Source organism: Peptoniphilus timonensis JC401, from assembly GCF_000312025.1.
Classification (GTDB): domain Bacteria; phylum Bacillota; class Clostridia; order Tissierellales; family Peptoniphilaceae; genus Peptoniphilus_A; species Peptoniphilus_A timonensis.
This window is the reverse complement of record NZ_HE978593.1, coordinates 598,448-610,113: the sequence shown is the minus strand read 5'-3', so window position 1 is coordinate 610,113 and position 11,666 is coordinate 598,448. Positions and strand designations below refer to the sequence as shown.

Sequence of the window (11,666 nt, the reverse complement as noted above, 5' to 3'; positions counted from 1 at the left end):
CCATGTGCAAAAGACCTAAAAATCCACATCTAAAACCAAATCCTAGGGCAACAGAAGTTTCTGCTTCAAAATCTAGTGCAGCATCATTTACTTGAAGTTTTTCTAAGGCTTCACGAACATTGTTATATTCTTCGCCTTCACCAGGATAAACTCCACAAAATACCATAGGTACAACTTTTTTATAACCTGGCATTGGTTCTGCAGTTTTTCTATTTTTTAAAGTTATTGTATCACCGACTCTTGCATCTTTGACATTTTTAATAGAAGCAGTTATGTAACCAACTTCACCTGCACTTAGAGAGTCGAGAGGAATATGACCATTGGATGTAACACCAACTTCAACAACTTCAAAGGATTTTCCTGTTGCCATCATGCTAATTTCGTCACCAGGTTTAACAGTACCATCAATAATCCTTACATGACAAACTACACCTTTGTAAGAATCGTAAAAAGAATCAAAAATTAAAGCCTTTAGTGGTGCATCGTGGTCTCCACTTGGGGCAGGAACCTTATCTACAATTGCATGTAGGACATCATCTATTCCAATTCCTTCCTTAGCAGATATAAGAGGAATTCCTTCAGTGTCTATTCCTATAATATCTTCAATTTCTTCTTTAATTTCATCAGGTCTTGCACTAGGCAAGTCTATTTTATTAATTACAGGTACTAACTCAAGGTTTTGATCAATGGCAAGATAAACATTAGCAAGAGTCTGTGCTTCAACACCTTGGGCAGCATCAACAACGACTATTGCACCTTCACAAGCAGCAAGAGAACGAGAAACTTCGTAATTAAAGTCAACATGACCTGGAGTGTCAATTAAGTTTAAAATATATTCTTGACCGTCTCTGTCGTCCTTATAAATTAACCTTACTGCTTTTAATTTAATTGTAATTCCTCTTTCACGTTCAAGATCCATGGAGTCAAGAACTTGCTCATCCATTTCCCTTTTCGTTAGCATACCAGTAGATTCAATTAATCTATCTGCTAGAGTAGATTTTCCGTGATCAATGTGTGCTATTATTGAAAAATTTCTAATATTTTTCTGATTTCTCAAATTTTTACCTCCAATTTCTAGGGGATTTATTTTAAATTTTTCCTCTATTATTTAGAGGCAAAATTCTATAAACTGCTGCTGATTTAATTCTCTTCTTTTCAATTGGTCCAAAATATCTTGAATCTATACTCATGCCAGGAAGCCTGTTATCTCCCATGACAAAATATTCATCATCTTTTAATTTAAAACCATCGACATTGGACTCTGTATAATCAGAAGAAGTATAATTTTCTTCCAAAAATTTTCCATTTAAAATAACTTTTCCATCTCTAAATTCAATAGTGTCTCCAGGTTTTCCAACTAACCTTTTTATATAATTTCTATTGTCATTAGGTGCATCAATTACTACGATTTCTCCTCTAGGAATATCGGTAAATCTCTTATAAGATAGACAAATTAATTTGTCTTTTTCATTTAATGTTGGATGCATGGATTCACCATTTACCACAGCAATATTAAAAATAAAAGTTCTTACAAATAGTGCAATTAAAAACTGCAGCTACAATTGTAACAATGAAAGATACTGTTTCATTTTTTTTCAATGCAATCATCTCCAAATAGTAATTTTATCATAAATAAGAGAAAGTTTGGAAATATTTTAAATTATGTTAGCTACATAAAATTAAATCCTTTAATTTTTATAAAAAGAAAATAAAAATAGTGAAAATAATTATAAGGAGCTTGAAAGTATATACACACAGACTATAAATAATTTCAATTATATACAGTCTGTGTGTGTATAGAGAAGTATTAACAAAAAATTTTCACCAACTAAAATTAGAAAACTAAATTTTTAATATAGAAGAAATAAATTTTGAAAAAATATTAAAGATAAATAATATGAGAGTTGGAACTTTTAAAAAGTAATTTAAATAATAAACTTAAAAGAAAATATAATAAAAATGAATTGGATTTTAAGAAAAATTTTAAAATTCATAGAATTAATTTATGGTTAATAGCTGTAAAACTTGTAAATAAAGCCAAAAAATAAAAGTCAAAAAAAGTCAAAAAATTTTATAAATATGCTTGACAAAGTTCTAGGTGTGAAGTACTATATATATAGATTAGCACTCACGAAATAAGAGTGCTAACAAAGGAGGGATTATGGATACTAGAAAAATTAATATTTTAAATGCCATAATTGAAGCATATATTGATATGCCTACTCCCGTTGGTTCGAGAACTCTCTCCAAGGAATACAATCTTGGAGTTAGTTCAGCAACTATAAGAAATGAAATGGCAGATCTTGAAGATCTTGGTTTTTTAAATAAGCCTCATCAGTCAGCAGGAAGAGTTCCTTCTGACAAGGCTTATCGGTTCTATGTTGATGAACTTTTTAAAAATTTTAACACTTTTCACGATATAGAATCTTCAGAAAAAATCAAGGAGAGGCTTTTATTTAACTCTAGAAATTTAGAAGAGTTTTATAAAAATTCAGTTAATCTCCTTGCCAATATAAGTTCTTGTACGGCTTATCTCATAACACCACAGAAGGCCGATACAAAAATCAAAAGGCTAACTCTTGTAAAGCTTGACGAGTCAACTGCTCTTTTAGTTTTAATAGGCGACAAGGGAGTTATTGAGAGATATTTTTTAGAAATAAATGATATTTCTGATGAAGACTTTTACTTTATTGAGAAGGTTTTAAATGAAAAGATATCGGGAATTAATTTTAATGAAATTGAATCACTAAAAATTTCTGTTTCAGATGACATGATAAAACATGGAAAATTCATTTCTGATATTGTAAAAATTGCCAGCCAGTTTAATAAAAAAGTGTCTTCCATTGATATTTATTATGATGGTCTTACAAATATTTTGAATTTTGACGAATATAAGGATTTAGATAAGGCTAGAAATTTCATGAGCTTAGTTGAAGATAGGGACAGCTTATTTCAGATCCTAGAGAATGATAATTTTACAAGTGATGTTGAGGTTATCATAGGATCAGAAAACAGCGCCAGTCTTATGAAAGAAAATACAATTATTAGAGCTCCTTTTTCAAAGGAACATGGAATATATGGAAGTATTGGACTCATTGGGCCAGTTAGAATTGATTATATGCGATTGGTTAAGGTCGTTAAAATTTTTAGCGATGCAGTGAGAAGTGGATTGAAAGAAATGTGAGGGAGTACATGACGAATGAAGATATAAAAAAAGAAGATGTTATAAATGATGACGATATAGATACGAGTGAAGAAAATCAAGATATGAATGAAGAAACTGAAGTAAATGAAGTTTCTGATGATGAAAAATATCAGGATTTAATGGATAAATTTATGAGACTTCAAGCAGATTTTTCTAATTATAAGAGAAGAACTGAAACTCAAAAAACTGAGTATGTTGAACTTGGAGTTAAAAAAGTAGCAAATGATTTACTTCCTGTCATAGATAATTTTGAAAGGGCTTTAGATTCTATTGAAAACAAAGACTCAACTTATGATGGGATTTTAATGATAAAAAATCAACTTGCTGGAGTTCTTGAAAAAGAAGGCATAGTTGAGATGAAAGCATTGGGAGAAGAATTTGATCCAATGTATCATCACGCAGTACTAACTGAAGATTCTGATGAATACGACAGTGGTTATGTTATAGAAGTATTGCAAAAAGGTTATTTAATTAATGAGAAAACACTAAGACCAGCTATGGTCAAAGTTTCACAATAAGTGATTTTAGGAGGAAATATAAATGGGAAAAATAATTGGTATTGATTTAGGTACAACAAACTCTGCAGTAGCAGTAATGGAAGGTGGAGAATCTGTAATAATTCCTAACATTGAAGGAAATAGAACTACTCCATCAGTAGTAGCTTTCACAAAAGATGGCGAAAGACTAGTAGGTGAAACTGCAAAAAGACAAGCAATCACAAACCCAGAAAGAACTGTTTCATCTATTAAGAGACACATGGGATCTGATTTCAATGTAAAAATTGATGATAAAACTTACACTCCACAAGATATTTCAGCTATGATTTTACAAAAATTAAAATCAGATGCAGAATCTTATCTTGGAGAAACAATTACAGAAGCAGTTATCACTGTTCCAGCATACTTCACAGATGCCCAAAGACAAGCAACAAAAGACGCAGGAAGAATTGCAGGACTTGATGTAAAGAGAATTGTAAACGAACCAACTGCAGCAGCTCTTGCTTATGGAGAAGACAAAGACACTGACGCACAAACTGTAATGGTTTATGACCTTGGTGGTGGTACCTTTGACGTATCAATCCTTGAACTTTCTGATGGTGTATTTGAAGTACACGCAACTCGTGGTAACAATAAGCTTGGTGGAGATGACTTCGACAACAGACTAATTGATTATATTGCTGAAGAATTTAAAAAAGAAAATGGAATTGATTTAAAGGCTGACAACATGAGTCTTCAAAGACTAAAAGAAGCAGCTGAAAAGGCTAAGAAAGAACTTTCTTCTACTATGTCAACTAACATCAACCTTCCATTTATCACAGCATCTCAATCTGGTCCACTTCACTTAAATATGGATATTACTCGTGCTAAATTTGATGAATTAACTTCAGATCTTGTTAAGATGACTGAAGGACCTGTAAAAGATGCATTAAAGGACGCAGGACTTTCTGCAAATGATATTGACAAAGTTCTTTTAGTTGGTGGTTCAACAAGAATTCCATCAGTACAAGAATGTATTAAGAAATTAACTGGAAAACAACCACAAAAAGATATTAACCCAGATGAATGTGTTGCACTTGGTGCAGCTATCCAAGGTGGAGTTCTTTCTGGAGATGTAAAAGATTTACTTCTTCTTGATGTAACACCACTTTCTCTAGGAATTGAAACAATGGGTAACATCACAACAAGACTTATTGAAAGAAATACAACAATTCCAACTAAGAAGTCACAAGTATTTACAACTGCAGCAGATAATCAAACTTCTGTAGAAATCCATGTGCTTCAAGGTGAAAGACAAATGGCAAAAGACAATGTAACTCTTGGAAGATTTACACTTGATGGTATAGCTCCAGCAAGAAGAGGAGTGCCACAAATCGAAGTAACATTTGATATTGATGCAAATGGTATTGTAAATGTAAGCGCAAAAGATTTAGGAACAGGAAAAGAACAACACATCACAATTACATCTTCAACTAACTTAAACGAAGAAGAAATTGAAAAGAAAGTTAAAGAAGCTGAAATGTATGCTCAAGAAGATGCAAAGAAAAAAGATTTAATTGAAGCTAAAAACAATGCAGATTCAATGATTTATCAATCTGAAAATACTTTAAAAGATGTTGAAGGAAAGATTTCTGATGCTGATAAGACTAAGATTGAAGATGCAATTAAGAATCTTAAAGATGTAAAAGATGGAGAAGATCTTGAAGCTATTAAATCTAAGACTGAAGAATTAACTCAAGCCTTCTACGCAATTTCTGAAGAAATTTATAAACAACAACAAGAAGGTCAAGAAGGATCAACTGAAGCAAAACAAGATGATGATGTAGTTGACGCTGACTATGAAGTTGTAGATGAAGACGAAGAATAATAATTAAATAAAATTGTTGCAGTTTCGGCTGCAACTTTTTTTATGTTCAAAATTATTTATCTAAGTTTTTTATAAATTTTCTTTAAAAATCTAAATAATAAAAAAATAAATTAAACTTTATTTTTTTGAGATTTTATATTAGAATATAGAACTATTGAGGTGGAAGATGAGAAATTTTTATGAAATTCTCGAAGTTGAGAAAAATGTAAGTAAAGAAGAATTAAAGAGATCTTATAAAAAGCTTGCAAAAAAATATCACCCAGACCTAAATCCAGGAGATGAAGTTGCTGAGGCAAAGTTTAAGGAAATTTCCTATGCCTATGAAGTTCTTTCAGACGATGAAAAAAGACAGATTTATGATGTCTATGGAGAAGAAGGTTTAAAGGGAAATATGGGAGGATCTGGCGGAAGTGGATTTGGCGGATTTTCTGATATTTTTGATGATATCTTTGATATTTTTGGTGGCTCAAGATCAAATAGATATGATTATACAGACAGAAAGGATATGCCAAAGAAAGGACCTGATTCTAGAGTAGATATAACTCTTGATTTCTTTGAGGCTATTTTTGGTGTGGAAAAAGAAATTACTGTCAAAGTAAAAGAAGAGTGTTCTCACTGTCATGGAAGCAAAATGGAACCAGGAAGTGAAAAGCACACTTGTGAAACCTGTCACGGAAGTGGTAAGGTTACATCAGAACAAAATACACCTTTTGGTAGATTTGTGAGAACTTCTGCTTGTGAAGACTGTAATGGCACTGGTGAAATAATTGAAGAACCATGTAAAAAATGTTCTGGTAAGGGAAGTCAAGCGAGAAGCAAAAAATTAAAAGTCAATATTCCTAAGGGAGTTGATACTGGAAATATTATTTCTCTAAAGGGACAAGGATCTGTAGGCGAAAATGGCGGCGAAAATGGAGATATTTTTGTTTACATTAGAGTAAGATCTGATGCTGTATTTAAGAGAGAAGGAAATGATATATACTTGAATATTCCAATTTCTTATTCAGATGCTGTTCTTGGAGCAAAGATTAAAGTTCCAACTCTAGAAAAAATCGTAGACTATGATATTCCAAAGGGAACAACTGGAGGAACAGTCTTTAGACTTAAAGGAGAAGGTGTTCCTTACGTAAATAGAGAAAAACAAAGGGGAGATCTTTTCTTTAAGGTTGATATAATAATCCCTAAGAAAGTTAGTGATGAACAAAGAAAGCTCTTAGAGGAACTTAGGGAAACTGAACCAGAGGTTGCAGAAAATAAAAAAACTTTTTTAGATAAGTTAAAAAATTTATTTGATTAATGCGGATCATAGATTCGCATTTTTTAAATTGTATAAAAATTTTATCTATAATATAATGAAATCAGGTGATTAGATGAAATATATTGAAATGACTATAAATACATCAAAAAATAAAAAAGATATTATTGAGGGAATTTTATTTGATTTTGGAATTTATAATACAGAAGAAATTTCCAGTGACTTAGTTGATGAATTGGATCAAGATGAAAAAGATTGGGATTTTATAGATTATCCTCTTTTAAATTCAGATAAAAATATTTTTACAATTAAGATTTATCCTGAAAATATTGAAGATGCTAAGAATTTAAAAATTGAATTAGAAGAAAAAAATCTTGGAAAGTGTCTTATTGAAGAAAAAGACGACCAAGATTGGGCTAATAATTGGAAAAAATATTATAAGCCACTTGAAATAGGGAAAAAACTCGCAATAGTTCCTGAATGGGAAGACTATGAAAATAAAAATAGAGAAATTATAAAAATCAATCCAGGAATGGCATTTGGAACAGGAACACATGAATCAACTTATATGTGTCTTGAACTTCTAGAAAAATATGTAAAAAATGATGATGAAATTTTTGATATTGGTTGTGGTTCTGGCATACTTGCAATTGCTGCCTTAAAGCTTGGAGCAAAGAGTGCTCTTGCAATTGATATTGACGAAAAGTGTATTGACGCATCTCATGAAAATGCAAGCCTTAATAATCTTGAAGATAAGATGAAAATCGAAAAAGGAAATCTTCTTGATGTGGTAAAGGGAAGAGCAGATTTAATTGTGTCAAATATTATTGCTGAAATTATTGTTGATGAGATTAAAAATCTTAAAAATCACATGGACAAGGGTGGAATTTTTATAACTTCTGGAATTATAAAAGAGAGAAGGAAAATGGTTATTGATGCTCTAGAAGAAAATGGCTTTGAAATAATTGATGAATTAGATAAAAACAACTGGGTCGCAATTGTAGGAAGATTAAATGTATAGATTTTTTGAAGAAAGAAATTTTGAAGGAAATACAAATTTAAAAGAAGAAACTCTTCACCATTTAAAAAATGTAATTAGGATAAATGATGGAGAAGAGTTTCAAGTGGTTTTTGATGATGGTATTTTTTCCTTTGCTTATTATGATGGAAAAATCAAAAATTTAGGAAAAGTGGAAGAAAGTAATGAGTCCAAGATAAGACTTTCTCTATTTTTTGGTGTTTTAAAAAACAACAAATCAGAAGATGTTATAAGACATGCAACAGAAATTGGAGTTAGTGACTTTTACCCTGTCTTAATGGATAGGACGATTTCTGATATATCAAAGAAAAAAGAGAAGAAAAAGGAAAGATACCAAAAAATTGTTGAGTCTGCGGCAAAGCAATCAAAAAGAGATATTATTCCTATAGTTCACGATATTATAAAGACCGAGGATATTTTAAGTTTTCATGGTGATTTGGTCTTGTGTTATGAAGATGAAAATAAAATTCAACTAGGAGAAATTACCAAAACTTTAGGTAAAAATATTGGACTTATAATCGGACCAGAGGGCGGAATTTCTGATAGAGAACTTGAAATTTTAAAAGGAGCAAAAAAAGTTGGTCTAGGTAGGAGAATTCTTCGTGCTGAAACAGCAGCTATAAGTGCTTCTTTTTATATAATTCATGCAAAGGAGTGTGAGTAATGGAAAAAACTTTTTCAATTTTAACTCTCGGTTGTAAGGTTAATCAATATGAATCAGAAGCCATGAGTGAAATTTTTGAAGGTAGAGGATATAGACAAGTAGAAAACGATGAATTTAGCGATGTATATATTGTAAACACATGCACAGTTACAAATTTGTCTGACAGAAAGTCTAGACAATTTATAAGAAAGTCAAAAAAGAAAAACCCAAATTCTGTTGTTGCAGTTGTGGGTTGCTACTCACAAGTTAGTCCTGATGAAGTTAAAAATATTGATGGAGTAGATGTTGTAATAGGGACAACTGAGAGAAATAAAATAGTTGATTTAATTGAAGAAGCTAAAGATTCTCACGAAAAAATTAACATTGTAAAAGACTTAAAAAAATGTTAGAGAGTTTGCGAATACAACAAATTTTGATAGCAATAATAGGACTCGTGCTTATATGAAGGTTCAAGATGGCTGTAATAGATTTTGCACATATTGTATTATCCCCTTTGCAAGAGGACCAATTAGATCTAGGACAATTGAGGATTCAGTGAGAGAAGCAAAAACTCTTGCAGAAAGAGGATTTAAGGAAATTGTCTTAACTGGTATTCACATTGGTTCTTTTGGAATGGACATGGGGGATATGAGATTAATTGATCTTATAGAAGCTATTGCAGAGGTTGATGGCATAGAGAGAATTAGACTTTCTTCAGTTGAACCAATAATTATTTCAGATGAATTTATGAAGAGGGCAGTTAGAACTGGAAAATTATGTGATCATTTCCATTTATCTCTTCAAAGTGGTTCTAATAATATTTTAAAAGCAATGAATAGACGTTATACTCGTGAAAAATATATTGAAAAGGCAAATATTATTAGAAAATATATGCCTCATGCTGGACTTACAACTGATATTATTGTTGGTTTTCCTGGAGAAAGTGAAGAAGATTTTGAAGATTCTATGAATATTGTAAGAGAAGTTGGATTTTCAAGAATACATGTCTTTAAATATTCTAAGAGAAAAAATACCAAGGCAGCTGTAATGAAAAACCAAATTGATGGAAATATAAAAAAAGAAAGATCTGAAAAATTAATTGCACTAGGAGAAGAGTATCAAGAAATTTTTGAGAAAGAAAATATGAAAACTCCACAATCTGTTTTATTTGAAGAAGAACACAAGGGTGTTTATTATGGATATACAACAAATTATATAAGGGTTAAAGTTAAAAGTAATGTTGATCTTACAAATAAAATCAAGAAAGTTAAAATCTTAGATACTGGTGAAATTGCAAACTGTGAAATTATTGGTGATTAAATGTTAAGAATAAGAGCTCATCATCTTCTCTGTACGAGAAATTTTGTAGGAGAAGGATATAGTGATGATTTTTCAAAAAATATGGCAAATATTATAAGAGAACTAAAGAAAAATCCAAAAGTACAATTACTTGTTGATTTAGATGATATTTGCAAGTATTGTCCAGAAAATCTTGGAGATAAATGTAAAAGTGATGAAAAAGTTAAATCTTATGATGAAAGGGTGCTAGAAATTTTAGGACTTTCAAAAGATGAAATTTATTCTTGGAAAGACATTAATAAGGCTTGCTGTGATATAATATTCTCAAAAGATAGGCGAGAAGAAATATGCAAGGATTGTCAGTGGAATGATCTTTGCAAAGAAATTGAAGCCAAAAGGAGGTAGGGATGGACTGTTTATTTTGTAAGATTATTAAGGGAGAAATTCCTTCAGAAAAACTTTATGAAGATGAACTTGTGTATGCTTTTAGAGACATAGACCCACAAGCTCCAACTCATTTTTTAATTGTGCCGAAGGAACATATTGCATCAGCAGATGACCTCGAAGAAAAACACAAGGACTTAATTGGCCACGTATTTTTGGTAGCAAAGAAGCTTTGTGCTGAAGAAGGGCTAACTAAGGGATACAGAATCGTAAATAATTGCAAAGAAGATGGCGGTCAAAGTGTTGATCACTTACATTTCCATGTACTTGGAGGAAGAAGTTTAAATTGGCCACCAGGTTGATTAAAAAATTTTTTAATGCTAGGATTTATGTCCTGGCATTTTTTTATGTTATTTAATTAGTTAAAAATATTTTATACACTTTTATCTTTTTGTCTATGTTAAATATTTAAAATATTATATATAATTAATATAAAGATAATTTTGTCATTTAAGAAGGAAGATGATTTATGAAATTAGGATTTGTAGATGTAGGTGGAGGAACTCGCGGGATTTATGGAGCGGGAGTTTTTGATTATTTAATGGAAGAAGGCATTAGTGGAGATTATTTCATTGGAGTTTCTGCAGGGGCTGCTAATGGTGCATCTTTTCTTGCAAAACAACCGAGAAGAAATTTTGTATTTTACAACAATTATGCCTTTAGAAAAGAATATATGAGTTTAAAAAACTTTTTAAGGACTGGTTCTTATATTGACCTAGATTATATTTATTCTGATTTAAGCAGTTCCAATGGCGAAAATCCTCTTGATTATAAGGCTTTGAAAGAAAATCCCATGGACTTTGAAATTGTTGCAACAGATGCGAGAACTGGAAAGCCGAAATATTTTTAATAAAAATGATCTTGTAATTGATAATTATGACCCAATAAAAGCATCTTGTTGTGTTCCAGTATTGTGCAAACCCTATAAAGTAAAGGGCGTTGACTATGTTGATGGAGGATTAAGTGATCCTATTCCTTTTAAAAGAGCTTTTGAAGCTGGATGTGACAAAGTAATACTAGTTTTGACTAGGCCGAAAGATTATTTTAGAGAGAAGAGAAAAGACAAAAAGTTTGTCAGGATTCTAAGAAGAAATTATCCTGTTCTTTCAAGAACTTTTGCAAAAAGACATGAGATTTACAATACTTGTCTAAGAGAAGCCTTAAAACTTGAAAAAGAAAACAAGATAATTATAGTTGCACCAAGTGATATTGGGAACTTAAAAACTCTCAGTCAAGATCATAAACAATTGGAAAAATTATATGAAATGGGGAGAAAGGATGCAAGAAAAGTTTTAACTTTAGAAAATATTAATAGAAAATGAGTTGATATTTGTGCCAAAAATAAAATCAAAAATTAGAAAAATTGAAAATAGATTAGGGAAAGAAAATAGGAATTTAAATGAATCAGATGTAAATG

The 11,666-nt window shown here is 31.0% G+C and carries 12 protein-coding genes and 1 pseudogene; 11 read left to right on the top strand and 2 right to left on the bottom strand.

The window, feature by feature from the left end:
• On the bottom strand, positions 1 to 1,057 hold a 1,057-nt coding region (lepA, locus tag HGPT_RS02975), incomplete at its 3' end, for a translation elongation factor 4 (RefSeq protein ID WP_040542288.1).
• Between the two features lie 31 nt (positions 1,058 to 1,088).
• The gene (lepB, locus tag HGPT_RS02970) at positions 1,089 to 1,544 is read right to left on the bottom strand and encodes a signal peptidase I (protein ID WP_245544113.1); all 456 of its coding nucleotides are present in this window, start codon (positions 1,542 to 1,544) and stop codon (positions 1,089 to 1,091) included.
• Between the two features lie 617 nt (positions 1,545 to 2,161).
• Here lepB and hrcA point away from each other — a divergent pair.
• The 11 genes and pseudogenes from hrcA (at position 2,162) to HGPT_RS09715 (ending at position 11,571) form a co-directional block, all read left to right on the top strand.
• A complete protein-coding gene (gene hrcA / locus HGPT_RS02965) occupies positions 2,162 to 3,184 on the top strand; it encodes a heat-inducible transcriptional repressor HrcA (protein ID WP_019138391.1) in 1,023 nt (340 codons plus the stop codon).
• Positions 3,185 to 3,192: 8 nt separating this feature from the next.
• Positions 3,193 to 3,723, top strand: a complete 531-nt coding sequence (gene grpE / locus HGPT_RS02960) for a nucleotide exchange factor GrpE (protein WP_019138390.1) — start codon at positions 3,193 to 3,195, stop codon at positions 3,721 to 3,723.
• Positions 3,724 to 3,745: 22 nt separating this feature from the next.
• Positions 3,746 to 5,569: a molecular chaperone DnaK gene (dnaK, locus tag HGPT_RS02955; RefSeq protein WP_019138389.1), complete on the top strand. Its 1,824-nt coding sequence runs from the start codon at positions 3,746 to 3,748 to the stop codon at positions 5,567 to 5,569.
• Between the two features lie 166 nt (positions 5,570 to 5,735).
• Positions 5,736 to 6,866: a molecular chaperone DnaJ gene (gene dnaJ / locus HGPT_RS02950; protein WP_019138388.1), complete on the top strand. Its 1,131-nt coding sequence runs from the start codon at positions 5,736 to 5,738 to the stop codon at positions 6,864 to 6,866.
• Between the two features lie 73 nt (positions 6,867 to 6,939).
• Entirely contained in the window at positions 6,940 to 7,845 is a 906-nt protein-coding gene (prmA, locus tag HGPT_RS02945; protein WP_019138387.1) for a 50S ribosomal protein L11 methyltransferase, read from the top strand.
• A complete protein-coding gene (locus HGPT_RS02940) occupies positions 7,838 to 8,527 on the top strand; it encodes an RsmE family RNA methyltransferase (RefSeq protein WP_019138386.1) in 690 nt (229 codons plus the stop codon). Before prmA ends, HGPT_RS02940 begins: the two co-directional genes overlap by 8 nt.
• Positions 8,527 to 9,826: pseudogene (gene mtaB / locus HGPT_RS02935) on the top strand (tRNA (N(6)-L-threonylcarbamoyladenosine(37)-C(2))-methylthiotransferase MtaB). Before HGPT_RS02940 ends, mtaB begins: the two are co-directional and overlap by 1 nt.
• Positions 9,827 to 10,210, top strand: a complete 384-nt coding sequence (locus HGPT_RS02930; RefSeq protein ID WP_019138385.1) for a DUF1284 domain-containing protein — start codon at positions 9,827 to 9,829, stop codon at positions 10,208 to 10,210.
• A gap of 2 nt (positions 10,211 to 10,212) precedes the next feature.
• The gene (locus tag HGPT_RS02925; RefSeq protein WP_019138384.1) at positions 10,213 to 10,551 is read left to right on the top strand and encodes a histidine triad nucleotide-binding protein; all 339 of its coding nucleotides are present in this window, start codon (positions 10,213 to 10,215) and stop codon (positions 10,549 to 10,551) included.
• Positions 10,552 to 10,718: 167 nt separating this feature from the next.
• Complete coding sequence (locus HGPT_RS09720; protein ID WP_245544092.1) at positions 10,719 to 11,099, top strand: patatin-like phospholipase family protein; 381 nt, start codon at positions 10,719 to 10,721, stop codon at positions 11,097 to 11,099.
• Complete coding sequence (locus HGPT_RS09715; protein ID WP_245544091.1) at positions 11,068 to 11,571, top strand: DUF6363 domain-containing protein; 504 nt, start codon at positions 11,068 to 11,070, stop codon at positions 11,569 to 11,571. Before HGPT_RS09720 ends, HGPT_RS09715 begins: the two co-directional genes overlap by 32 nt.
• Positions 11,572 to 11,666: the final 95 nt, after the last annotated feature.